The sequence below is a fragment of the Pseudomonas sp. NPDC087342 genome (assembly GCF_044744265.1).
GTDB lineage: Bacteria > Pseudomonadota > Gammaproteobacteria > Pseudomonadales > Pseudomonadaceae > Aquipseudomonas > Aquipseudomonas nunensis.
This window is the reverse complement of record NZ_JBIUXZ010000007.1, coordinates 169,699-194,057: the sequence shown is the minus strand read 5'-3', so window position 1 is coordinate 194,057 and position 24,359 is coordinate 169,699. Positions and strand designations below refer to the sequence as shown.

25 protein-coding genes are annotated in these 24,359 nt (G+C 59.8%); 13 read left to right on the top strand and 12 right to left on the bottom strand.

The features are described 5' to 3' along the window. Window position 1: 1 nt before the first annotated feature. A complete protein-coding gene (locus tag ACIOYV_RS17430) occupies window positions 2-727 on the top strand; it encodes a catabolite repression control protein Crc (protein WP_401325504.1) in 726 nt (241 codons plus the stop codon). A 167-nt stretch (window positions 728-894) separates the two neighbouring features. On the opposite strand, the gene ACIOYV_RS17425 is transcribed toward ACIOYV_RS17430, so the two are convergent. Together ACIOYV_RS17425 and rph are read right to left on the bottom strand one after the other, a co-directional pair. Continuing rightward, window positions 895-1,263, bottom strand: coding sequence for a DUF4870 domain-containing protein (locus ACIOYV_RS17425; protein WP_401325501.1), 369 nt, complete (start codon window positions 1,261-1,263; stop codon window positions 895-897). A 30-nt stretch (window positions 1,264-1,293) separates the two neighbouring features. Next, the gene (gene rph / locus ACIOYV_RS17420) at window positions 1,294-2,016 is read right to left on the bottom strand and encodes a ribonuclease PH (RefSeq protein WP_163910644.1); all 723 of its coding nucleotides are present in this window, start codon (window positions 2,014-2,016) and stop codon (window positions 1,294-1,296) included. A 269-nt stretch (window positions 2,017-2,285) separates the two neighbouring features. Here rph and ACIOYV_RS17415 point away from each other — a divergent pair, with 269 nt between their 5' ends. The 6 genes from ACIOYV_RS17415 to ACIOYV_RS17390 all read left to right on the top strand — a co-directional run bounded on the left by ACIOYV_RS17415 (window position 2,286) and on the right by ACIOYV_RS17390 (window position 7,577). After that, window positions 2,286-3,149 carry a YicC/YloC family endoribonuclease gene (locus tag ACIOYV_RS17415; RefSeq protein ID WP_401325498.1) on the top strand — a complete coding sequence of 288 codons (864 nt, stop codon included), beginning with the start codon at window positions 2,286-2,288 and terminating at the stop codon, window positions 3,147-3,149. A 12-nt stretch (window positions 3,150-3,161) separates the two neighbouring features. Next, window positions 3,162-3,782: a guanylate kinase gene (gene gmk / locus ACIOYV_RS17410; protein WP_054048438.1), complete on the top strand. Its 621-nt coding sequence runs from the start codon at window positions 3,162-3,164 to the stop codon at window positions 3,780-3,782. 167 nt (window positions 3,783-3,949) lie between these two features. Further along, window positions 3,950-4,213, top strand: coding sequence for a DNA-directed RNA polymerase subunit omega (gene rpoZ / locus ACIOYV_RS17405; protein ID WP_007894670.1), 264 nt, complete (start codon window positions 3,950-3,952; stop codon window positions 4,211-4,213). Between the two features lie 57 nt (window positions 4,214-4,270). Next, complete coding sequence (gene spoT, locus ACIOYV_RS17400) at window positions 4,271-6,376, top strand: bifunctional GTP diphosphokinase/guanosine-3',5'-bis pyrophosphate 3'-pyrophosphohydrolase (protein WP_054617043.1); 2,106 nt, start codon at window positions 4,271-4,273, stop codon at window positions 6,374-6,376. 24 nt (window positions 6,377-6,400) lie between these two features. Then, window positions 6,401-6,781 carry a RidA family protein gene (locus tag ACIOYV_RS17395; RefSeq protein ID WP_003229509.1) on the top strand — a complete coding sequence of 127 codons (381 nt, stop codon included), beginning with the start codon at window positions 6,401-6,403 and terminating at the stop codon, window positions 6,779-6,781. Window positions 6,782-6,836: 55 nt separating this feature from the next. Then, the gene (locus tag ACIOYV_RS17390; protein ID WP_054048434.1) at window positions 6,837-7,577 is read left to right on the top strand and encodes a hypothetical protein; all 741 of its coding nucleotides are present in this window, start codon (window positions 6,837-6,839) and stop codon (window positions 7,575-7,577) included. A 140-nt stretch (window positions 7,578-7,717) separates the two neighbouring features. Here ACIOYV_RS17390 and ACIOYV_RS17385 read toward each other — a convergent pair whose 3' ends face one another. Beyond that, complete coding sequence (locus ACIOYV_RS17385; RefSeq protein WP_401325493.1) at window positions 7,718-8,575, bottom strand: SDR family oxidoreductase; 858 nt, start codon at window positions 8,573-8,575, stop codon at window positions 7,718-7,720. 189 nt (window positions 8,576-8,764) lie between these two features. On the opposite strand from ACIOYV_RS17385, the gene exbB reads away from it, so the two are divergent. The 6 genes from exbB (at window position 8,765) to ACIOYV_RS17355 (ending at window position 15,672) form a co-directional block, all read left to right on the top strand. Further along, complete coding sequence (exbB, locus tag ACIOYV_RS17380) at window positions 8,765-9,733, top strand: tonB-system energizer ExbB (RefSeq protein WP_401325490.1); 969 nt, start codon at window positions 8,765-8,767, stop codon at window positions 9,731-9,733. A 6-nt stretch (window positions 9,734-9,739) separates the two neighbouring features. Continuing rightward, entirely contained in the window at window positions 9,740-10,168 is a 429-nt protein-coding gene (gene exbD / locus ACIOYV_RS17375; RefSeq protein WP_008150131.1) for a TonB system transport protein ExbD, read from the top strand. Next, the gene (locus tag ACIOYV_RS17370; protein ID WP_054048428.1) at window positions 10,165-10,911 is read left to right on the top strand and encodes an energy transducer TonB; all 747 of its coding nucleotides are present in this window, start codon (window positions 10,165-10,167) and stop codon (window positions 10,909-10,911) included. Before exbD ends, ACIOYV_RS17370 begins: the two co-directional genes overlap by 4 nt. A 267-nt stretch (window positions 10,912-11,178) precedes the next feature. Continuing rightward, on the top strand, window positions 11,179-12,108 hold the full coding sequence (locus ACIOYV_RS17365) for a hydrogen peroxide-inducible genes activator (protein ID WP_054048426.1): 930 nt from the start codon (window positions 11,179-11,181) through the stop codon (window positions 12,106-12,108). A gap of 9 nt (window positions 12,109-12,117) precedes the next feature. Continuing rightward, the gene (gene recG, locus ACIOYV_RS17360; protein WP_401325485.1) at window positions 12,118-14,193 is read left to right on the top strand and encodes an ATP-dependent DNA helicase RecG; all 2,076 of its coding nucleotides are present in this window, start codon (window positions 12,118-12,120) and stop codon (window positions 14,191-14,193) included. A gap of 78 nt (window positions 14,194-14,271) precedes the next feature. Then, window positions 14,272-15,672, top strand: coding sequence for an aminoacyl-tRNA deacylase and HDOD domain-containing protein (locus tag ACIOYV_RS17355; RefSeq protein ID WP_401325482.1), 1,401 nt, complete (start codon window positions 14,272-14,274; stop codon window positions 15,670-15,672). A 168-nt stretch (window positions 15,673-15,840) separates the two neighbouring features. On the opposite strand, the gene ACIOYV_RS17350 is transcribed toward ACIOYV_RS17355, so the two are convergent. The 9 genes from ACIOYV_RS17350 to ACIOYV_RS17310 form a co-directional block, all read right to left on the bottom strand. Continuing rightward, window positions 15,841-16,224, bottom strand: coding sequence for a helicase (locus tag ACIOYV_RS17350; protein ID WP_401325479.1), 384 nt, complete (start codon window positions 16,222-16,224; stop codon window positions 15,841-15,843). A 141-nt stretch (window positions 16,225-16,365) separates the two neighbouring features. After that, entirely contained in the window at window positions 16,366-16,956 is a 591-nt protein-coding gene (locus ACIOYV_RS17345) for a lysozyme inhibitor LprI family protein (protein ID WP_401325476.1), read from the bottom strand. Continuing rightward, window positions 16,956-18,674, bottom strand: a complete 1,719-nt coding sequence (locus ACIOYV_RS17340) for a tetratricopeptide repeat protein (protein ID WP_401325473.1) — start codon at window positions 18,672-18,674, stop codon at window positions 16,956-16,958. The genes ACIOYV_RS17345 and ACIOYV_RS17340 overlap by 1 nt, the downstream gene beginning before the upstream one ends. Before the next feature lie 45 nt (window positions 18,675-18,719). Next, complete coding sequence (locus ACIOYV_RS17335; protein WP_401325470.1) at window positions 18,720-19,094, bottom strand: hypothetical protein; 375 nt, start codon at window positions 19,092-19,094, stop codon at window positions 18,720-18,722. Window positions 19,095-19,114: 20 nt separating this feature from the next. Then, window positions 19,115-19,531, bottom strand: a complete 417-nt coding sequence (locus tag ACIOYV_RS17330; RefSeq protein WP_401325467.1) for a lysozyme inhibitor LprI family protein — start codon at window positions 19,529-19,531, stop codon at window positions 19,115-19,117. Window positions 19,532-19,565: 34 nt separating this feature from the next. After that, the gene (locus tag ACIOYV_RS17325; protein ID WP_401325464.1) at window positions 19,566-20,048 is read right to left on the bottom strand and encodes a hypothetical protein; all 483 of its coding nucleotides are present in this window, start codon (window positions 20,046-20,048) and stop codon (window positions 19,566-19,568) included. A gap of 20 nt (window positions 20,049-20,068) precedes the next feature. Then, a complete protein-coding gene (locus ACIOYV_RS17320; RefSeq protein ID WP_401325461.1) occupies window positions 20,069-20,497 on the bottom strand; it encodes a hypothetical protein in 429 nt (142 codons plus the stop codon). 28 nt (window positions 20,498-20,525) lie between these two features. Then, window positions 20,526-21,914: a sel1 repeat family protein gene (locus tag ACIOYV_RS17315; protein ID WP_401325458.1), complete on the bottom strand. Its 1,389-nt coding sequence runs from the start codon at window positions 21,912-21,914 to the stop codon at window positions 20,526-20,528. A 6-nt stretch (window positions 21,915-21,920) separates the two neighbouring features. After that, window positions 21,921-24,356, bottom strand: coding sequence for an alpha/beta hydrolase (locus ACIOYV_RS17310; protein WP_401325455.1), 2,436 nt, complete (start codon window positions 24,354-24,356; stop codon window positions 21,921-21,923). Between the last annotated feature and the right edge of the window lie 3 nt (window positions 24,357-24,359).

Below are 24,359 nucleotides of genomic sequence, written 5' to 3'. Positions count from 1 at the left end.
TTTGCTCAGTTGGCTGCAAGCACAGAATGCCGACGTCATCTGCCTGCAGGACACCCGCGCCTCCGCCTTTGAACTGGACGATCCAGCCTTCCAACTGGATGGCTACTTCCTTTATGCCTGCGATGCCGAAGTTCCCGCCCAAGGTGGTGTGGCTTTGTATTCGCGGCTGCAACCGAAGGCAGTCATCAGCGGTCTCGGTTTCGAGACGGCCGACCGCTACGGGCGCTACCTGCAAGCCGATTTCGATAAGGTCAGCATCGCGACCTTGCTGCTCCCTTCGGGGCAGAATGGCGATGAAGACTTGAACCAGAAGTTCAAGCTAATGGACGACTTCGCCCGTTATCTGGATAAACAGCGACGCAAACGTCGCGAGTACATTTATTGTGGCTCGCTGTACGTGGCGCAACAGAAGCTGGATATCAAGAACTGGCGCGACAGCCAGCAATCCCCGGGCTTCCTGGCACCTGAACGTGCCTGGATGGACGAGATTGTCGGCAATATGGGTTATGTCGACGCCCTGCGCGAAGTCAGCCGTGAAGGCGACCAGTACAGCTGGTGGCCGGACAACGAACAGGCTGAGATGCTCAACCTGGGCTGGCGTTTCGACTACCAGTTGCTGACCCCGGGCCTGCGCCGCTTTGTACGCAGCGCACGCCTGCCACGTCAGCCACGGTTCTCGCAACACGCACCGCTGATCGTGGACTACGACTGGACGCTGACCATCTAAGCGTCGTTTCGCAGATACAAAAAAGCCGACATCGCTGTCGGCTTTTTTGTGCGCCTCATTCCTGTAGGAGCGAGGCTTGCCCGCGAAGGCGATTTAACACCCAACATGTATGTTGGATGTGCCGGCCTCTTCGCGGGCAAGCCTCGCTCCTACAGGGGACGCGGTGATTATTTGATCAACCGCCAAGTGAAGGGATAGCGATAAGGCACACCATCATTAGCCTTGAGCCCGGCAATGATCGACAGCACCATCGCTACGATCAGCACCAGTGGCAGCAGCGCAAAACCGATCAACACCAGCATCAGCAGATAACAGATGCCCGAGACCAGGGCCACAGTGATCTGGAAATTCAGCGCTTCTTTACCCTGGGCATCGATGAACGGATCGGTTTCCCGTTTCCACTGCCAGAGAATCAGCGGCCCGATCAAGTGACCAAACGGCAACCAGACCCCGAGAAACGCCGAGAGATGACAAAACATTGCCCACTGACGAACCTCGGGGCTCGGGGTGGGAAGCAGCTGTTGTTCATCACTCATGGCGCTCTCCTTTGCCGGACGTAGAAGCGATCAGTCAGCCAGTGCAGCTTTCTGCAGTTCGAAGATCTCGTTCATGCCTTTCTTCGCCAGTTCGAGCATGGCGTTCAGCTCTTCAGGCTGGAACGGCGCGCCTTCGGCAGTACCCTGGACTTCGATGAAGCCGCCAGTGCTGGTCATCACAACGTTCAGGTCGGTCTCGGCAGCAGAGTCTTCCAGGTAGTCGAGGTCAAGCACAGGCTCGCCCTGGTACATGCCGACCGAAACGGCCGCGATCATTTGCTTGAGCGGGTCGCCGCCTTTCAGACCGCCGCGCTTCTTGATCACTTTCAAGGCATCGACCAACGCAACCATGGCGCCAGTGATGGAGGCAGTGCGAGTGCCGCCGTCAGCCTGGATCACGTCGCAATCGACGTACAGGGTCACATCGCCCAGCTTCGACATGTCGAGCGAAGCGCGCAGGGAACGACCGATCAGACGCTGGATTTCCAGGGTGCGGCCGCCTTGCTTGCCGCGGCTCGCTTCACGCTGGTTACGCTCGCCAGTGGCGCGCGGCAGCATGCCGTATTCAGCGGTCAACCAGCCTTGGCCCTGACCTTTGAGGAAACGTGGCACGCCATTCTCGACGCTGACGGTGCAGATGACTTTGGTATCACCAAACTCGACCAGCACAGATCCCTCGGCGTGTTTGGTGTAGTTGCGGGTAATGCGGATCGAGCGGAGCTGATCGGCAACGCGACCACTTGGACGTTTCATAGGGAATACCTGTACTGGGGACGGAAAACTGCGGAGCATTATAGAGCCGCCAGCCAAGACTGGGCACTTCTAAAAAATCCGGCCGACGGCTGAAGGCGCGCAAAGCACATAACCGACGGCCTGCAGCCCTTTGTCACAGCGTGTGTTTGGGCGCATCCGCCCCACTGCGCTACAATCCTGCGCCTTTGCTGCCAGTCGGCTTACATTCATTGATATCGGGTCCGCGAAGCCCAAGGGTTTCGCGCCGGCCTGCATTGCGAGGTACCTCCATGGTGCACAGCATGACCGCCTTCGCCCGCGTCGAAAAAGCCGGCGCCCAAGGCACCTTGAGCTGGGAGCTGCGCTCGGTCAACAGCCGCTACCTGGAGCCGCACCTGCGCCTGCCGGAATCGTTTCGCGACCTCGAAGGCGCGGTCCGCGAAGCCCTGCGCCAGGGTTTGTCCCGGGGCAAACTGGAATGCACCCTGCGCTTCACCGAAGAAGGCACTGGCAAACCGCTGCAAGTGGACCGCGAGCGCGCCGCGCAACTGGTCGCCGCCGCTGAAACGATCGCCGGACTGATCAAGAACCCGGCGGCGTTGAACCCGCTGGAAGTGCTGGCCTGGCCAGGCGTGCTGGTGGGCGACGCCACTGACCCGCAAGCCCTGAACGCCGAGGCGCTGGCGCTGTTCACTCAAGGCCTCAAAGAACTGAAGGCCGGCCGCGAGCGCGAAGGCGCGGAGCTGGCACGCCTGATCAATGAGCGTCTGACGTCTATTGAAGAAGACGTCGTGACCCTGCGTGAACTGGTTCCGCAGATGCTCGCCACCCAGCGCCAGAAAGTCCTCGACCGCTTTGCCGACATGAAAGCCGAGATGGACCCGCAGCGCCTGGAACAGGAAATGGTCATGCTCGCGCAAAAGAGCGACGTCGCCGAAGAACTGGATCGCCTGAGCACGCACATCATTGAAGTTCGCCGGGTGCTCAAGTCCGGCGGTGCGGCCGGTCGGCGCCTGGACTTCCTGATGCAGGAGCTCAACCGCGAAGCCAATACACTGGGCTCCAAAGCCTTCGACCCGCGTAGCACCACGGCTGCGGTCAACCTCAAAGTGTTGATCGAGCAGATGCGCGAACAAGTGCAGAATATTGAGTAAGGCAAACCCGACATGACCCATAGCACCGGCACCCTGTACATCATTTCCGCCCCATCTGGCGCGGGCAAGAGCAGCCTGGTCAAGGCCCTGACCGACTCCGACCAGGATATTCGCGTCTCGGTTTCCCACACCACCCGCGCCATGCGCCCCGGTGAAGTGGATGGCGTGAACTATCACTTCGTCTCCCGCGAAGCGTTTGTGAAGATGGGCGAACACGGCGACTTCCTGGAGCGCGCCGAAGTGTTCGGCAATCTCTACGGCACCTCGCAAAGCCACTTGCAACAGACCCTGGACGCGGGCCACGACCTGATCCTGGAAATCGACTGGCAGGGCGCCGAGCAAGTGCGCAAGTTGATGCCGCAAGCACGTTCGATCTTCATTCTGCCGCCGTCGTTGCAGGCCTTGCACCAGCGCCTGACCAATCGTGGCCAGGACAGCGACGAGATCATTGATGGCCGGATGCGTGAAGCCGTCAGCGAGATGAGCCACTACGTCGACTACGACTACCTGATCATCAACGACGATTTCGCCCATGCGCTGCACGATCTGAAGGCGATTTTCCGCGCCAATCAGCTGCATCAGAAACGCCAGCAGCAACGCAATGGAAAACTTTTGGCCGAATTGCTCGGCTAAACAGCTCTTCCCAAAACCGCTGCCAGGGCTTTACATTGGCACTTGCAGCGCGTTGAAGGGCTTGGTCAAAAAATCAGCGCTTCCCTAATCGCTGGTGATTTTTTAAACTGTTGAGTCCGCTCGCCCAACCGGGCAGCGCGCATATTGCATTCGCTCCGAGGAATACCATGGCCCGCGTAACCGTTGAAGACTGCCTGAACCACGTGGAAAACCGTTTTGAGCTGGTCATGCTGTCCACCAAACGTGCCCGTCAACTGGCCACCGGCGGCAAAGAGCCACTGGTTCAGTGGGAAAACGACAAGCCTACTGTTGTAGCGCTGCGTGAAATCGCTGAAGGCCTGATGAGCTATGAGTTCATCGCCAATGCTGAAATCGTCGAAGACGAACCGCTGTTCGCAGCGTTCGAGGACGAGTCCAACGAGGCCGTCTAAGCCTATGCCTGGTCGACGTAGCACGGCGCGGGGTCACAGCGAACGGCAGGAGTCATCATGCCGAGCATAGACGCCCTCGCCGATCGCTTATCGGCCTACCTCGGCAAGGATCAGGTCAACCTGGTCCGCCGAGCGTATTTCTACGCCGAACAAGCCCACGACGGCCAACGCCGCCGCAGTGGCGAGGCGTACGTCACGCATCCTCTTGCGGTGGCGAATATTCTTGCCGACATGCATATGGACCATCAGAGTTTGATGGCGGCCATGCTGCATGACGTGATCGAAGACACCGGGATTGCCAAAGAAGCGCTGCAAGCGCAGTTCGGTGAAACCGTGGCCGAACTGGTCGATGGGGTCAGCAAACTGACCCAGATGAACTTCGAGACCAAGGCCGAAGCCCAGGCTGAAAACTTCCAGAAAATGGCCATGGCCATGGCCCGCGACATTCGCGTGATCCTGGTCAAGCTGGCCGACCGCCTGCACAACATGCGCACGCTGGAAGTGCTGTCCGGCGAAAAACGCCGACGCATCGCCAAGGAAACCCTGGAAATCTATGCGCCCATCGCCAATCGGCTGGGCATGCACGCCATCCGCATAGAATTCGAAGACCTCGGCTTCAAGGCCATGCACCCGATGCGTTCCGCGCGGATCAACCAGGCGGTCAAACGCGCCCGGGGCAACCGCAAGGAAATCGTCAACAAGATCGAAGAGTCCCTCAGCCATTGCCTGGCGATTGATGAAATCCAGGGCGAAGTCAGCGGGCGCCAGAAACACCTCTACGGCATCTACAAAAAGATGCGCGGCAAGCGTCGGGCCTTCAACGAGATCATGGACGTCTACGCGTTCCGGATCATCGTCGACAAGGTCGATACCTGCTACCGCGTGCTGGGTGCTGTGCATAATTTGTACAAACCGTTGCCGGGTCGCTTCAAGGATTACATCGCGATACCCAAGGCCAACGGCTATCAGTCGCTGCACACCACGTTGTTTGGCATGCACGGTGTTCCGATCGAGATCCAGATCCGCACCCGTGAAATGGAAGAGATGGCCAACAACGGCATCGCCGCCCATTGGTTGTACAAATCCAGCGGCGACGAGCAACCGAAAGGCACTCACGCCCGTGCCCGCCAGTGGGTAAAAGGCGTGCTGGAAATGCAGCAACGCGCTGGCAACTCGCTGGAATTCATCGAAAGCGTGAAGATCGACCTGTTCCCGGACGAGGTCTACGTGTTCACGCCTAAAGGCCGGATCATGGAGCTGCCCAAAGGCTCCACGGCGGTGGACTTCGCTTACGCGGTGCACACCGACGTCGGCAACAGCTGCATCGCCTGCCGGATCAATCGTCGACTCGCACCGCTGTCCGAACCGCTGCAAAGCGGCTCCACGGTCGAGATCGTCAGCGCCCCCGGCGCGCGGCCGAATCCGGCGTGGCTCAACTTCGTGGTCACCGGCAAGGCGCGGACCCACATCCGCCACGCACTGAAACTGCAACGCCGTTCCGAATCCATCAGCCTTGGCGAACGCCTGCTGAACAAGGTTCTGAACGGTTTCGACAGCACCCTGGACAAAATCCCGGGCGAGCGCGTCAAGGCGATGCTCACCGAATATCGCCTGGAACTGATCGAAGACCTGCTCGAAGACATCGGCCTGGGCAATCGCATGGCCTATGTGGTCGCCCGCCGCCTGCTGGGCGAAGGCGAACAACTGCCGAGCGCCGAAGGTCCGCTGGCGATTCGCGGCACCGAAGGCCTGGTGCTCAGCTACGCCAAGTGCTGCACGCCGATCCCGGGCGACCCGATTGTCGGTCACCTGTCCGCGGGCAAAGGCATGGTCGTGCACCTGGACAACTGCCGCAACATCAGCGAAATCCGCCACAACCCGGAAAAATGCATCCAGCTCTCGTGGGCCAAGGATGTCACCGGCGAATTCAACGTCGAGCTGCGCGTCGAACTGGAACATCAGCGCGGCCTGATCGCCCTGCTGGCCAGCAGCGTCAACGCGGCCGACGGCAATATCGAAAAAATCAGCATGGACGAACGCGATGGTCGCATCAGCGTGGTCCAACTGGTGGTCAGCGTGCACGACCGTGTGCACCTGGCTCGCGTGATCAAGAAACTGCGCGCCTTGACCGGGGTGATTCGCATCACCCGCATGCGTGCGTAGCCCATCCATTACAAGGAGTCATTCATGACCAAGACAGTTATCACCAGCGACAAGGCCCCGGCCGCCATCGGTACTTATTCCCAGGCGATCAAGGCTGGCAATACCGTTTACATGTCGGGTCAGATTCCCCTGGACCCAAAAACCATGGAACTGGTTGAAGGCTTCGAAGCCCAGACCGTCCAGGTGTTCGAGAACCTGAAAGCCGTGGCCGAAGCTGCCGGCGGCTCGTTCAAGGACATCGTCAAACTGAACATCTTCCTCACCGACCTGAGCCACTTCGCCAAGGTCAACGAGATCATGGGCAAATACTTTGACCAGCCCTACCCTGCCCGCGCCGCCATCGGCGTAGCAGCCCTGCCAAAGGGTTCGCAGGTAGAAATGGACGCCATTCTGGTCATCGAGTAATACATCCGGCGCAGCCCTACAGGCTGCGCCGTTTTCGTTTTGAAAGGATTCCACCATGCGCAAAGCGCTTGCCCTCTCCTTGCTCGCCGTTTTCCTCGGCGGCTGCGCCAGCAATCCTGCCGATCGTGACATCAGCGGCACCTGGATCAACCAGGTGGCCATCGATGCTGCCGCCAAGGGCGGCCCCCTGCGCGAAGCGCTCCAGGCTTACGGTCCGAACCTGGAATGGGACGTCAACACCAAGGCCGGCCAGGCCCGCTACACCAACGGCTTTGAAAACGTCGAAGGCAAGCTGCTGGCCGATGAGTCCGGCGCCTGGAAAGTCGACTTCTATGGCAGCTCCGCCAGCGAGCTGCGACGCGATGGCAAGCAACTCAGCCAAGTCGCGAACGACAACGAACCCGCGCAAGTCTTCGACCGCGCGTTGATTCCAGTCCCGGAAGGCGCGCCGATCGGTGCGAGCTTCGAACGCGCGCTGTACACGGCTTATATGGGCGGCAGCTGGAAAATCGTCAACGGCCAGGGTGAAGGCGAAACCGTGCAATTCCAGGCGGATGGCCAAGTGGCCGGCCTGCCGGGTGCGGACCGCTATGCACTGTGCCTCGCGGGCGATTGCGCGTCGATGAGCGGCGGCAACGACAATATGTGGCTGCAGCAGAACGGCCAGGGCAATACCTGGATCTTTGCGCGCAAGGGTAAAGAGCTGGAAATCTTCCAGGCCGTGAACACGGCGCAGGCAGATGAAATGCCTTCGTTTACGCCGGGCCAGCGGCAGTGGTTGCTCGAGAAGCAATAACAAAGATTTAACTGCAAAGAAAATCCAATGTGGGAGCGAGCCTGCTCGCGAAAGCGGTGTAACAGTCGACAGAAATGTTGAATGTTATGGCCTCTTCGCGAGCAGGCTCGCTCCCACAGTTGTTATTAGGTGACTGAAAGTCAGCAGCGGCCTTCAAGAATCGCAGCATAGCCTTCGCGATAACTCGGATACTTCGGCTCCCAGCCCAACGCTTTCACCCGTGCATTGCTGCAACGCTTGCTGCCAGTCCTGCGCACACTCTCGTTCTCGGCCCACTCGGTCACGCCCAGATACTCACGCAACCAGCCCACCACTTCCGCCAGTGGCGCAGGCGCATCGTCGACGCCTATATAGACGTTATCCAGCGCAACCCCTCGCTGATCAGCCTCCAGCAGATACGCCATCAACCCCGCCGCATCGTCGGCATGAATGCGGTTGCCATATAACGGCGGATCAATCGCCACGCGATAACCGCGCCGAACCTGAGTCAGCAGAAACTCTCGGCCCGGACCGTAGATGCCGGTCAAACGCACGATGCTCGCAGGGATGCCGCTATTGAGGGCAATTTGCTCGGCTTCCAGCATCACTTGCCCGGAATAGCCCGCTGCCACGGTTGGCGAAGTCTCGTCGACCCACTCGCCCTCCTGCTGGCCATAAACGCTGCTGCTGGAAACGAACAGCAGCCGATTTGGCACCTGGCCATAATCGCCCAGCCATTCCAGCACGTGCTGCAAACCCTGAATATAAGCGGCGCGGTAACCCGCCTCATCGTGATCGGTGGCTGCTGCGCAATACACCAGGTAATCCACCGCTCCGATTGGCCAGGTTTCCGGACAGTCCTTGTTGAACAAGTCGCCGGCAACGCCAATCACCCCTTCGGGCAGGCGCGAGACGTCACGCCGCAAGCCGTGAACTTCCCAACCCGAAGCCAGTAATTGCGTGGCCAGACGACTGCCGACATCACCGCAGCCGGCGATCAAAACAGATGGCGCAGACATCAGAAAACTCCCTCAGGAAAGGTACAGACTAGCGCCCGTAAAGGACGAGCGGCTAGCAATGGAAGAAAAAAAGACATGCAATTACTTCTGTTAACAAGAATTACTTGCAATAATGCCGGCCACTTTTGTTCTCGGCCTTACGAGGCCTGGAAGAACATTCACCCTATTTTTCTCTCAGGTCCGGCCAGCATGACACGCAATCAATTCCCCGCTTCGCCAACCAAACGACCTCGCGCCTGGAGCGCTGTGGCCGCCCTGCTGCTCAGCCTGATGCTGGCGCCAACCGCCGCGTTCGCTGATGCAACAGCACCCGCCACCCCAGCCGCTGCGACCGCTCCAGCCCCTGCTGATCACGCCGCTGCACCGGCCGCGACCGACCCGGTCCAGGCTGCTGACGCTGCTGCTGCAGACGACGCACCTGAAGTCCTCGAACCCGACAACACCCTGGGCATGGCCCATGACCTGTCGCCATGGGGCATGTACCAGAACGCCGATATTATCGTGAAAATCGTGATGATCGGCCTGGCCATCGCCTCGATCATCACCTGGACCATCTGGATTGCCAAAGGCTTCGAGCTGATGGGCGCCAAGCGTCGTCTGCGTAACGAAATCGTGCACCTGAAGAAAGCCACCACCCTTAAAGAAGCAAGCGCCACCGCAACCAAGCAAGGCACCCTCGCCAATTTGCTGGTTCACGATGCGCTGGAAGAGATGCGCTTGTCGGTCAACAGCCGCGAGAAAGAAGGCATCAAGGAACGTGTCGCTTTCCGTCTTGAGCGCCTGGTTGCAGCGTGCGGTCGCAACATGAGCAGCGGCACCGGCGTGCTCGCCACCATCGGTTCCACCGCGCCGTTCGTAGGTCTGTTCGGTACCGTTTGGGGCATCATGAACAGCTTCATCGGCATCGCCAAAACCCAGACCACCAACCTCGCCGTTGTGGCCCCCGGTATTGCCGAGGCCTTGCTGGCTACCGCGCTGGGCCTGGTTGCCGCAATTCCTGCCGTAGTCATCTACAACGTCTTCGCCCGCTCCATCGCCGGTTACAAGGCGCAGGTGTCGGACGCCTCTGCTGAAGTCCTGTTGCTGGTCAGCCGTGATCTGGATCACCTGCCGACCGCTGAGCGCTCCACGCAACCCCACGTGGTCAAAGTAGGGTAATCAGCCATGGGCTTGCATTTGAAAGAAGGCGCGGACGACGATCTGGCCGAGAACCACGAAATCAACGTCACGCCGTTTATCGACGTGATGCTGGTGCTGTTGATCATCTTCATGGTGGCCGCGCCGTTGGCTACCGTGGACATCAAGGTTGACCTGCCTGCCTCCAGCGCCAAACCGGCGCCACGGCCAGAGAAACCGGTGTTCCTCAGCGTAAAAGCTGACCAACGCCTGTTCCTCGGCGAAGACGAAGTGAAGGCCGAAGCACTCGGCGCCACACTCGACGCCCGGACCAAGGGCAAGAAAGACACGACGATTTTCTTCCAGGCCGACAAAGGCGTGGACTACGGCGACCTGATGAGCGTGATGGACAACCTGCGCTCCGCCGGTTACCTGAAAGTCGGTCTGGTCGGGCTTGAGACGGCAGTGAAGAAATGATCACGACGCGCCATAAGCTGACGCGTTACAGCGGGAGCCTGGCCGTGGTGCTGGGCGTCCATGCCTTGGCCATTGCGCTGGCGGTGAACTGGACGGCGCGCCCGCCCATCGAGCTGCCACCGCAGGCGATGATGGTGGAACTGGCGCCGGTTCCAGCACCGCCACCGCCGGCACCGCCTAAGGTGATTACGCCGCCACAACCACCGGCCCCGGTGGAAGAGCTGCCGATCCCGAAACTGGCTGAAGTACCGAAGGCAGAAATTGCCGTGCCGAAACCGGTCAAACCCAAGCCCAAGCCACAACCGCCCAAGCCTGTGGAGAAAAAGCCGGAGCCGCCGAAGGAGAAACCGTCCGAGGCCAAACCGAGCGACGCGCAACCGACCCAGGCACCGACTGAGAAGTCCGCACAGCCAGCACCCGGTCCGTCGCCCGCGCAGCAGGCCGCCAAGGCCAGTTGGCAAGGCACCCTGCTCGCTCACCTGGCCAAGTACAAAAAGTACCCGGCCAGCGCGCAATCCCGCGGCAAGGAAGGTTTGAACCGTCTGCGTTTCGTGGTCGATGGCGAAGGCAATGTGTTGTCGTTCGAACTGGTGGGCCGCTCCGGCAACGCCGATCTGGACCGGGCCACCCTGGAAATGATAAAACGCGCCCAGCCGCTGCCCAAGCCACCGGCCGACATGCTGAACAACGGCTCGATCGAAATCGTCGCACCGTTCGTTTACTCGCTGGAACGCCGTCGATAAGACACCGCCGAACCATTGTGGGAGCGAGCCTGCTCGCGAAGAGGCCGTCACATCCAACATCCACGTTGGCTGACACACCGCCTTCGCGAGCAGGCTCGCTCCCACACGGGCGATGCAACAAATGAAAAAGGCACCGAAAGGTGCCTTTTGCATATCCGCCAGCGGCAAACGCGCATTGCCCTGTGTCACTCAACACACTCTCTCTGATAACGTGCGTCTATCGATTGCAGCCGGTATGCTTGGCCCGCAACTTCATGGACGCTTGCTATGACTCTTACAGAATTACGCTACATCGTTACCCTCGCCCAAGAGCAGCACTTCGGCCACGCGGCCGAGCGTTGCCACGTCAGCCAGCCGACCCTGTCGGTGGGCGTGAAAAAGCTTGAAGACGAACTCGGTGTGCTGATTTTCGAGCGCAGCAAGAGCGCCGTGCGCCTGACCCCGGTCGGCGAAGGCATCGTGGCCCAGGCGCAAAAAGTCCTGGAACAGGCCCAAGGCATCCGTGAACTGGCCCAGGCCGGCAAGAACCAACTGACCGCCCCGCTGAAAGTCGGCGCGATCTACACGGTCGGCCCGTACCTGTTTCCGCACCTGATTCCACAACTGCACCGGGTCGCCCCGCAGATGCCGTTGTACATCGAAGAAAACTTCACCCACGTGCTGCGCGACAAACTGCGCAACGGCGAGCTCGACGCGATCATCATCGCCCTGCCGTTCAACGAAGCCGACGTGCTGACCCTGCCGCTCTACGACGAGCCGTTCTACGTCCTGATGCCGGCCCAGCACCCGTGGACCCAGAAAGAAACCATCGACGCCGGCCTGCTCAACGACAAGAGCCTGCTGCTGCTCGGCGAAGGCCACTGCTTCCGCGATCAAGTGCTGGAAGCCTGCCCGACTCTGGGCAAAGGCAACGACGGCGCCAAGCACACCACGGTGGAATCCAGCTCCCTGGAAACCATCCGCCACATGGTCGCCTCCGGCCTCGGCATTTCGATCCTGCCGCTGTCGGCGGTGGACAGCCACCACTACGCGCCCGGCGTGATTGCGGTGCGTCCGCTGTCACCGCCAGTACCGTTCCGCACGGTGGCCATCGCCTGGCGCGCAAGCTTCCCGCGGCCGAAGGCGATTGAAATCCTCGCTGACTCCATTCGCCTGTGCTCGGTGGCCAAGCCACAAGCGCCGGTGGTGGCCGGTTAAGTCGCTGCCATGACCGAGTTGTCGCAAGTGTCGGTAACGGCGCTCAAGGGTGTCGGTGAAGCCATGGCCGAGAAATTGGCCAAGGTCGGCCTGGAGAATCTCCAGGACGTGCTGTTTCACCTGCCGTTGCGCTATCAGGACCGCACTCGCGTGGTCCCGATCGGCCACTTGCGACCCGGCCAGGATGCGGTGATCGAAGGCACCGTCAGCGGCGCCGACGTGGTCATGGGCCGACGCCGTAGCCTGGTGGTGCGGATACAGGACGGCACCGGCGGGCTCAGCCTGCGCTTCTACCATTTCAGCAACGCCCAGAAAGAAGGCCTGAAACGTGGCACGCGAATTCGCTGCTACGGCGAAGCGCGGCCCGGTGCCTCTGGCCTGGAGATCTACCACCCGGAATACCGCGCCATCACGGGCGACGAGCCGCCGCCGGTGGATGAAACCCTGACCCCGGTCTACCCGCTCACCGAAGGCCTGACCCAGCAACGCTTGCGCCAACTGTGCATGCAAACCCTGACCCTGCTCGGCCCGACCAGCCTGCCCGACTGGCTGCCGACCGAACTGGCCCGGGACTATCAACTCGCGCCACTGGCCGATGCGATCCGCTACCTGCATCACCCGCCCGCCGATGCCGATGTCGATGAACTCGCCCTCGGTCATCACTGGGCCCAGCATCGCTTGGCTTTCGAAGAACTGCTGACCCATCAACTGTCCCAGCAGCGCCTGCGCGAAAGCATGCGTTCCCTGCGCGCGCCAGCGATGCCGAAAGCCACCAAGTTGCCGGCCAAATACCTGGCCAACCTCGGCTTTACGCCGACCGGCGCCCAGCAACGGGTCGGCAATGAAATCGCCTACGACCTCAGTCAGCACGAACCGATGCTGCGGCTGATCCAGGGTGACGTTGGCGCAGGTAAAACCGTGGTCGCCGCCCTGGCCGCACTGCAAGCGCTGGAGGCCGGTTATCAGGTCGCATTGATGGCGCCGACCGAGATTCTTGCCGAGCAGCACTTCATCACCTTCAAGCGATGGCTCGAACCGCTGGGCATCGAAGTCGCGTGGCTGGCCGGCAAGCTCAAGGGCAAGCACCGCGTCGCCGCGCTGGAACAGATCGCCAACGGTGCGCCGATGGTGGTCGGCACCCACGCCTTGTTCCAGGAAGAAGTGCAGTTCAAGAACCTGGCGCTGGCGATCATCGACGAACAACACCGTTTCGGCGTCCAGCAACGCCTCGCGTTGCGGCAGAAAGGCGTTGGTGGGCGGATGTGCCCGCACCAGTTGATCATGACCGCCACGCCGATTCCTCGGACGCTGGCCATGAGCGCCTACGCCGACCTCGACACCTCGATCCTCGACGAATTGCCGCCCGGCCGAACGCCTGTGAACACCGTGCTGGTCACCGACACCCGGCGCGTCGAAGTCATCGAACGGGTACGCGGCGCCTGTGCCGAAGGACGGCAGGCTTACTGGGTCTGCACACTGATTGAAGAATCTGAAGAGCTGACCTGTCAGGCCGCCGAAACCACTTACGAAGACCTCACCGCCGCCCTCGGCGAGTTGAAGGTCGGGTTGATCCACGGGCGCATGAAGCCCGTCGAGAAAGCCGCAGTCATGGCCGAGTTCAAGGCCGGCAACCTGCAACTGCTGGTCGCCACCACGGTGATTGAAGTCGGCGTCGACGTACCCAACGCCAGCCTGATGATTATCGAAAACCCCGAGCGCCTCGGCCTCGCGCAACTGCACCAATTGCGCGGCCGCGTCGGTCGGGGCAGCGCCGCCAGCCACTGCGTGCTGCTCTACCATCCGCCGCTGTCACAGATCGGCCGTCAGCGCCTGGGCATCATGCGCGAAACCAACGACGGTTTTGTCATCGCCGAAAAAGACCTCGAACTGCGCGGCCCCGGCGAAATGCTCGGCACGCGCCAGACCGGTCTGCTTCAATTCAAGGTCGCGGACCTGATGCGCGACGCGGATTTACTGCCCGCGGTGCGCGATGCTGCCCAAGCCTTGTTGGAACGCTGGCCGGATCACGTCAGCCCATTACTTGACCGTTGGCTGCGCCATGGGCAGCAATACGGCCAAGTGTGAGCACCGTCGCAGTTTCTGGACCATGGTTTTAAACAAGGTGGTTATACTCCTGCCATTGTTTGCAAACGGATACAGACCATGACTGAAGCTGCCCTCGCCCCTGAAACCCCGCACGCTCCGTCTGTTATTCGGCTGCTGCTCGGCAAACTGGGCATCGCCTACGAAGAAGTCCTCGACCATCACGGCCTGAACGCCGCACGTAAAGTGCAGGCAGTTTTGCTCGACGATGCGGTCGGCGCGCTCATGGTGCTGTTCCCGCAGAGCCAGTTGCTGGACCTCAATCGCCTCGCCGAACTGACTGGCCGTCGACTGACCGCCGTGTCGACCGAGCGTCTGGAGAAGATGCTCGGCAAACACAGCCTGAGCCTGCTGCCTGGCCTGCCGGCGCTCACCAGTTCGCCGTGCCTGTACGAAGAAAGCCTGCTGCGCGAGCCGAAGCTGCTGATCAACTCCGGCGAGCCGAACGTGCTGCTGGAAATCTCCAGCGACGATTTCAAAAGCATGCTCACCAAGGCCAGCGCCGCCAACTTCGGCGAAGCCCTGACCAGCATCCGCCCGAACCTCGACCGCCCCGATGATGACCGCGAGGAAATCACCCAGGCCGTTCAAGCGTTCACTGCGCGGCGCATCCAGCAACGCCTGGAAGCGACCATCGAGATTCCACCGCTGGCCGAAACCGCGCAGAAGATCATCAAGCTGCGCGTGGACCCCAACGCCACCATCGACGACATTACTGGCGTCGTCGAAACCGACCCGGCCCTGGCCGCGCAAGTCGTGAGCTGGGCGGCATCGCCGTACTACGCCTCGCCGGGCAAGATTCGCTCAGTGGAAGACGCAATCGTCCGCGTGTTGGGTTTCGATCTTGTGATCAACCTGGCACTGGGCCTGGCCCTCGGCAAGACCTTGAGCCTGCCGAAAGACCACCCGCAACACACCACGCCGTACTGGCAGCAATCGATCTACACCGCCGCCGTCATCGAAGGCCTGACCCGCGCCATGCCCCGCGCCCAGCGCCCGGAAGCCGGCCTGACCTACCTCGCCGGCCTGCTGCACAACTTCGGCTACCTGTTGCTGGCCCACGTCTTCCCGCCGCACTTCTCGCTGATCTGCCGCCACCTGGAGGTCAACCCGCACCTGTGCCACAGCTACGTCGAGCAACACTTGCTGGGTATCAGCCGCGAACAGATCGGCTCCTGGCTGATGCGCTACTGGGACATGCCGGACGAACTGGCCACGGCGTTGCGCTTCCAGCACGACCCGAGCTATGACGACGCGTACTCCGAATACCCGAACCTTGTGTGCCTGGCGGTGCGTTTGTTGCGCAGCCGCGGGATTGGGTCCGGGCCGGATGAGGATATTCCGGATGCGCTGCTGGAGCGGCTTGGTTTGACCCGCGACAAGGCCAATGATGTGGTCAGCAAAGTGCTCGAGGCTGAAGTACTGCTGCGCGAGCTTGCCTCGCAATTTACCCAAGCTTAAAAGCTTCGCGGGCAAGCCTCGCTCCTACAGGATCTAAGGTGATCCCTGTAGGAGCGAGGCTCGCCCGCGAAGAATCCAACCCGGTCTACCTTGACCACCCCGATCGTTCCCACGCTCCGCGTGGTAACGCATCCCGTGACGCTCCGCGTCACAACCCCAATGCCGAACTCAAGCCTTAGCTTTCGCCTTGCGCGGCTTCAAATACTTGGTCAACCCCTGGAACCAGATCACCAGCGCCGGGTTGCCCTTGATCTGAATCGACTTGTCCTGAATCCCCTGCATAAACGCCAACTGCTTGTTCTTCGCCTGCATCGTGGCAAAGCCATACGCCGCATCTTTAAAGGCAATCGCAAACGCCGGCTCGGCATACACGCCGGACTTGCTGGTAATACGCTGATCCTTCACAAAGAAATGCCGCGCCACTTTCCCATCCAGGGTCTGTAGCTGAAACACCAATTCCTTGTCACCCAACTGCTGTTGAAATGCAGGATTAGTCCGACTGGCCTTACCCATCAACAAACCCAGCATCCACAGAAGAAAACGAAATTTCATGCGTGCAGCCTCAAAAGGAAAATGAACGGCTGGCGGAGTGTAGCGAGTTTGGGGGATAACGACACTATCGGGTTACGTTGGAAGAAGATGTAGCGCTTTTTGGCGTCAATGACTGCCAAGTCACGCTTTCCAACTGAGCAGTCAGCGATAGATCGGCAACTGAAAGCGCATTCGCTGCCCGCAGTACTCCAGGTCTTCGCGGAATAGGCTGAAGGCCATTTCGCAGTGGCCATCCACGTAGTGCTGCCAGACCGGGTCAACCAATGCCTCTCCTCCCAAGCGATCAGCCGCCGCGCCCAACGTCATAGCTTGATCCTTGCCCACCATCGCCTGCATCGCATTGTAGAAACCATCGTTGGTCATCCCTGTCTGCAGATACATCAACTCACTCAGCCGTCCATTGGTGGTGTGCAATAAACAGGACCATTTTTTGAGTGCCGGATCCTCCCCAGTTCCGGCATGTTCATAAAGCTCCTGACAATACTCTTCCTTGAACTTCACCCAACTGCGCTGCACATCCACCAACAGTTTCCTGTCGTCCGGAGAAAGACTGGCCAACGCTTTTTTGTATTGATCATTCAGCGATGAATCGAGTCGGTCGAAGGTTTCCTGACTGCAAATCAGCAGATCGGGCGTCTCAAAGCTTTCGGGCTGACAGGACGGTTGAGCGAAAACCGGAGATATGAACGCCGCCAAGGCAATACCGGCTAATACCTTTTTGTATCCCCACATCACTCAACTACTCCATCACTGCGCTCTGCCACTCGCGCGGGAATCTTCGACGCCTTACCCGCGTCAGTCATCAACGCGGCGTACTGCTTGTAAGCCTTTGCCGCCCGCACTTTATCTTTCAGTCCCCAGTAACTGTCCGCGAGGTTCAGATAGGCCACGGTTCGGTTGGGATTTCGGGCAATTACGGCGTTCAACAATTCGATGGATTCTTGGTAATAACCGGTTTCGCCTAATAGAAACCCCAAGTCGTTAGACCAGCCGGGAAACTGAGGGAAGTCATACTTTGAAGCGATGTAGCCTTCTGGGTCGCATTGGCCTGCGTTGTTGTACATCAGGAAGCTTCCCATCAACTCCCGGACCGCCTCGGTCTGCCCTTTTCGATGCAGCGCCAACGCCTTGTCGAGCTTTTCCGCGACGTCAGTCATCATCAATTTCTTGTAGTCGGCAGACTTAGGGTGCAAGTCAGACAGCTGCTCAAACGCCCTGCGCCCATCAAAAGACGCCAATGACTTTTCGCCGATCACGCCCAGAGGCACTTCTCGAACACTGACAATCGAGTGATCACAGGCCTCGTTGTTCGTTACCTGCAATACGTTTTTCAGCTCAAATTGCCTGGAGTTTTTGTTGTAGCGAAACACCAGGTTGAAGTTATAAACGGCGTTATCTTCTTCGCTGCTGACCAGTACAAGGGCGCTCCCGGCTTCGGCAGAAGACTGTTTGACCGACACGGTGTCACCTTGTATATCGATGATCTTAAGCACGCCTGCCGGGTTGCTGATTATGTTGACGCCGAAGACATCGCTCATGGCCGACGAGTATTGGCTCTTGATCAACGGCAACGCCTTGGAGGTATCCAGCAGGATGTCGTCGCCGGAGCCATGTTCGGGTGTGATCTGCAAGCGGCGGTAAGTTGTCCCAGCATCACCGGTCAGCACAAACACGTTTTGATGGGATGCATCACCCAATAAACTGGCCTGTTGCCGTTTGATCACCGTTGGCGGGTTGTCGCTGGCACTCGGTTGCACTACCTCCCCCGTACTCAGCGAAGCCGTTTCTTTCAAGGGCAGCGCGCAGCCGGCGTCACACGCCATCTTCAAAAACTCAGGCTCATCCGTCCCTTTAAACAGGTAAGTTGCCGCGCCATTGCGTTGCCCGTCGCTGTACACCGGCACACTGACCGCCAGCGAGCCGGCGGCCGAAGGTGCGGGGGCTTGATCCGCAATCGTGACCACGTCGGCTTCGACGTCCTTGCAGAGCGTCTCCAGGGACGACTCCAACAGTCCCCCCGCACGGACCAACTTCGCATTGACCGGACGGCAGTCATAGCCATGCCAGTAGGGGCCAACCTGCATGGAGATCGCTAATGAAAAAATGTAGACATGCTTCAGGACGATCTCTTTGCCGTCATAACTGAAGACCACCCAACGGCGCGACTTGGCGGAAGAGTAATTTTCACTGTCCAGGATGTATTGGCTGCCGGATCGATACAGCGCGTTTGTTAATATCGAGCCCGTGTCTTCCGGGGCGTCGAGCAGTCGCTTTCCTGAGCCGGCATCTAAAATAAAGCCGTCTGAATTCAAGGCAACCGAACAACTGCCGGGCGCTTTGCCATAAGGCTCACAGATCGTTGCGTGGGGGAAAACCAACTCAGCGGCACCCGCGCCAAAGCTCAATAGCGCCATCAGGAACATTGGAATTTTCAAGGTAAACAGCTTCACCACTGACACCCCTTCTCAGCAGAAGACTCAATCAACGGGTGATGATCAAACGCATACCGCTTTTTTGCTTTTTGCGTTTGTGTACGACATGCCGTAAATCAGCGCACCTTGACGAACCATGACGTATTCACCCGTGACGGCGCCGCCAACGACTTCCACCCACGTGGTGGTGAATTGAAAAGGCCGGCCTTCGGCCATTTCTTCTTGCTCGGTACTTTTGAATACCAGCGGGATCGACTCTTTGGACGTCCCATACCTGGCGCCCGCCCCGCTCCACTTGGCGGCCTCGTCACGGTAGATCCTGAACTCCAGCTTTATGTCTTTGCCTTCCAGGGATTGAAAACAGTCAATTTCCGTTTCCACTTCGCTGTGAGCGAATGCGGGGAAGGCCAGCAACATCAGCATCAATAACTTTTTCAAAGACAACTCCCTTGTTTTGACTAGTCCCGCACAATCCCGTCAAGGTATGCCGCACGTTCCGTGCTCATTCTGGCTATGCAGAAGTTGATCGTCGTGAAAGACGCCTCTGCTTCCGGCTCAATATCCGTGGCCTCGAGCGGACAATTGGTGTCGCGCAACTTGAGCCATGCGCGTTGGGAATCCCTGGCCATGGCCATGAAGACCTTTCCTTGCTCTGGGTTAACCCGCTGCTGAGATTCAAACCGCGCCATCAACTTTTTGTAGCTGACGTTGAGTTGCACATCGGCGGCTTTCCGTTTGGACTCCGAGCACCTGTAGACCGACACGCCTTGGGTGACTTCTTTGCAAACATCTTCAGCCTGGCAATTCGCCGCGATTAAAACGCCCAGGACCAGCAACGCTAGATTACGGCTGCCCACGCAAAAACGCTTAATCATGAATAAGCCCCTGTTCTGGCATTCGCCGAATCGTTTATTCCTCGGAGATTTTCAACAGCCGAAACTCGTTGTTCACAAACTCGTAATAGCGAGTCCTATCGCGATTCTTCAGCCGTTTACCTTTCAGGTCTTCTTCGGTGTCGGCAGTGATGCCGGAGACGATGATCAAGTTGCTGTCGGGGTGGTAAGACAGAGCCAGTAAGTTGCCGTCGTAGGCATTGGGCAAACCTGTCGCGACCTTGCCCGTCTGCGCGTCCAGCACCTCGACACACATGGCGCTGCCGCCACAGCCAACCTTGTGCAGAACGTAGTGCCCGGCGAAATTGACCTTGCCGGCAAGCGCTTGTGCTCGCGCTTCATCCATCCATTGGTTGCTGTTTTCCTGGGGCGCCAGGGCGTGGTTTGGACCGGCAAACACTTCGGTGACCTTGAAGTCTGTGAAGGATGGATCGGCGGCGAAAGATAAAGAGGCTGCACCAGCCAGGACGCAGCCCAATAAAATCGAAAGTCCTTTCATGTTGTAACTCCTGAATAAATTCACTGCTCCCATTGGCATCCCTTCTCCGGAGAAAAGTCGATATTCCAGTTGTGAGAAAAGTCGTACTGCTTGCCATTCGATTTCTTCGTGTAAGTCATGGAAAGGACTGTCACGCCCTGACTCACCATTTCGTACTCGCCGGACACCTTCCCGTCAGACACCTCGGTCCACGTGGTGGTGGCCAGCCAAGGCATATCTGGGCCTACTTCCTCTGCTTGGTGATCGGTTAACACCAGAGGAATCGCCACGCCGGAGGATGCGTACTTAACAAACCCACCGTGCCATTTGTTCGTTTCGTCGTAGTAAGTCCGAAGCTCGAATTTCACCGGACTCCCCTCGCCCCTTTCAAAACAAAGATTCTCCGACACAACCTCGCACTGAGCAGTCAACGGCAGCACGCCAATCACGAACAGCAGCAATCTTTTCACTTCAAATCCTTTGAAATAACCCCGGCATTCAAATCGAGAAATCCTGCACTTCGTCCAGTCCCCAACACCCATCAAAACTGAACCGGTACATGACTTGATAACCCGTATCCGGCTTTTGCAGTTTCACCGTCGCCGACGTCTCGCTCTTGTCCACGACCTGCAGCGTCAGCCCTTGCGTCTCACGCGCCTTCGCCTCTGGGATCAGCGGAAATACCAGCTCGCTGCGATCCAGCAACGTACTGACCTGCTTCGGCTCAGGCTCGGCGTCCACCGTGATGAGCTTCTTCATCGGGACGTGGGTGAAGGCTTTTTGAATGGCCGGGCTTTCCATGAAGTCGGCTAAAAACGCATCGAAACTCTCCGACGGGCAGGCCAATGCCTGGGGTTCCTCAGTAGGTTCTTGCGCCAGGCACGGCTTGGCCGCGTCAACTGTTATGCCCTGAGCAATCAGTTGTTCCGCGTTGGTGCGCGAACCTTCCTGCCCCTTATTTGCCGCCGCCAGGTAACAGGCCAGCGCTCGTTGCGAATCCTGAATGCCCTGCGTGCCACGCTGAAAGGCGCTGCCGAGGTCGTTGAGCGCATAGGGCGCGCCTTGCGCAGCGGACCTTTTCAACGCCGCCAGGGATTTTGCCGGGTCGGCACAGGGGCGCGGGTCGCCATACTCGCCTTCGTCACAATAAAACCCGGAAAGCGCATGGCTGGCCTGTGCGAGCGTTCGGGAACCTTGAATATAAAGTTCGAGGATTTTGCTGTTGTCCAGGCGCGGCGCCTGCCCCGAAAGGCTGACCGACGCGGCAGCATACGCGGCCTGGTCGTTACCCTGGGCAGCACCGTCCAGGTAACTGTCCAGGGACGAAATATACAATTGCACATCAGCCGGATACCCCGACTCGTTCGTCAGCGCGTCATACAGCGCGCCTCGCTTGAGGGCGCGGGCACCCGGCGCAGCGCGCAGTTCCCCTTGTTGCGCGGACAGCACTTTTTCCAGTGACCAGTCTTCGACCCGCACCAATTTCCAGCAGTCGCCGAACTTGAACGTGAGGACCTTCAGCACCTCGCCTTTGCGGTCGCGGACGAACACATAGTTGGGCAACTGAACCTGCAGGCTCAGCCCGGATTTCGCGATGTAATCCGCAGACAGTTCGACCAACGATCGCGGGCTCAGCATCGGCACTTGGCGTTGCACCACCCGGGGTTTCGACCCGGTGGAAACCACCGACAGCTCCATCACCGGCGAAGCGACAAAGGCTGGCTGAGTATCAGCATTCGCCGTAAACGCGGTGACGAACTCCGCAAAATTGGCGCTGGGGCACTGCACCGCGCCCGACTCCGCCGCGAACACCGCCGACGACATCACCAGCGCCAACCACGCCAGGCATCCACGCTTCACACCCGCCACAAGAGAATTCCTTTTCATCAAAAACTACTTCACCAACGTCAGTTCACCATCGCGATACAGCACCTCACACCCCAGCCACGCCACATCGACTTGAGGCAGCACCGCCGAAGGTTTGCGCAGTTCACGCAACAAGGTCGAGCCGTGGGACAAGCGCCCGCCCATGCGCGCAATCACCGCCCGCGCGGCCTGATAGTGCGCGTGGCGTCCGGGGTCCAGGGTGTCTTCGAGCAAAATGTCATCGCCCAAAATACCCTGCACCTGGCCCGGATAAATCATGAATCCGGTCGCTTGTTCGGTGCCTTCGCGACCGTCCTGCCAGAAGCTGCCATCGCGGCTGCGGATGTCCGGATGTGGCGCGAACCAGTGCGCTCGGTCGGCCAACGGCATGGCGTGATGAAGGCGGAAGAAGATCCGCATCAGGTTGTCGCGATACCACTCGCGCACTTGCAGGTAGTAACCGCGCAGGCCCGGCAGGCCGGTCGAATGAGCCACACGGATCAGCCCCGACCATTGCGGGAAGGCCTGCAACGGCAGGTCGGTCGGCGCCGGGCGTGGCGTGCCTGGATCGGTCTCCCACGGCAATCGATGCGGGCTGTTTTCAAGATCGTCATACGCGGTTGGCGGTCGGCCCAGCAAATCGCCGCCACTGCTGGCCAACGACGTAGCGATGCACAGGTTGCCCTGCACCACGAACACATAAAACCGGGTGAACCAATCAGCGAGTTGCTGGCCGTCGGCGCCTTGTACGATCAGCTCGGAGAGCTCCTGATCGAAGCGCTGCAAACCCCTTTCCAGTGTCAGCAAATGCCCGCGCGCGATGCGTTGCATCCGTAGAAACAATGGCAACGAACGCAGCATTCGCAATGGTCGCCAAGGCAGATGCGGCGTCGCACCGCCGACCTCACCGGCATAGCTGCTGGCAGAAATCCCCCAGTCCGCCAGCCGCGCCAGAAACAGATCATTGTTGATATACGAAGCGCCGCCAAACACCGCAGTAAACGGCTCGTTGTCCTGCAACACCCGCGAATCCCACCGCGCCATGATCGCCGGAATACTCGCCGCAGCACGTCGTTGCGCGTACTCCACGAACACGCTCGGTTGCGGCGGCAGGATCTCGGCGATGTTGGCGGCGGTCAGGTGCCGGCGCCAGCCGTAGTCGCTGATCGGCCGGTATTGCAGCAGCCAGAGTTGCTGGCCATCCCAGGCCCATTCGACGTCGCCGGGCACGTAGTGAAAGACCCGCAACACACCTTGCAGGAAGCGCCACAACAGATCCGCCGTCAGACCGTGGGAGGGCTTGAACGTGTCGCTGCTCCACGATTCCCCGAGGCGCGAAATGATCGCGCGCTCGGGACTGACCTGACCGTCGGCCAAGGATTCGAGATGCCCCTCGACCCACTCCAGTTCGACCGACAGATGCCGCACAAACCCGATTCCGGACACCTTGGGCGTGATGAAGCGTTGCACCACCACTTCTTCCACACCCGCCGCGCTCAACTCGGTAATGCGCGCTGGCACGTTGGAGGTCGGTTCACGCAGGAACGTGGTGCTCAACCCGGCATTCGCCGCGTCGGCTTGATCCTCGCCATAACTGGAGGAACGCACCGCCCACGTGGCGTCCGGTTGGCTGGCAAGAAACGCAGGCAACCGCGAATCGAGAGCATCGTTGAGTGACAGCGCCGGCGGCACCGCTTGCCCGGCCAACTCCGCCAGACGCAATCGACCGCCCTTGGTATGCGCGACGAATCCACGCTCGCCCGACTCCAGCCACGCGGCGAACTCAGAAGGCGAGTCGATCCACGGGTAATGACCCCAACCGGTTTTCAGGCAGACAGTGAGATCAGCACGCGCCAGAATCGCCGACCACGCCGCAGCCTGGGCGATGCCGAGCACGTTGTCCTGATCGCCCCACACCAACTCGACCGGATCGGTGATCCACTCCAGCAGCGGCAACGCCGTGTCGGCCCGCACCAAGTCCCAGTGCGGCACAAACGCGCGACAGCGCGCATACCCGGCACCCATGCGCTGATACTGCGCGGGCGTCCAGGTCTGGTTGGAGAATTTGTGTTTGAACAGCGCAGGTTTATTCGCCAGCAACCAATGAATGGTCTTGCGAATCGGCAGCGGCGACATCAGCGCCGGCAACCGTCGTTGCCACAAGAATGCCCCGACCGGCGCCAGCAACACGCTGCGGCAAAAGTGTCCCGGCTGACGTTGCAGTGCATGCAGCACCAGCAGCGCGTTGACCCCGACCGCCATGATCGCGCTGCCCTGAACCGTCATCGCCAGCAACGCCTGAGCGTAGGCCGCGAGGTCTTCGCACGGCGCCTGTGGATTGTCGCCGAAGCCCGGCAATTCCAGCGGCACCACCTGATAACGCTGAAAGTGCGGCAGCGCGTCATCCCACCAATCAGCGGCGCCACCGTTGCCGGCCAGCAGGTACATCACAGGCTTGTTCATGAA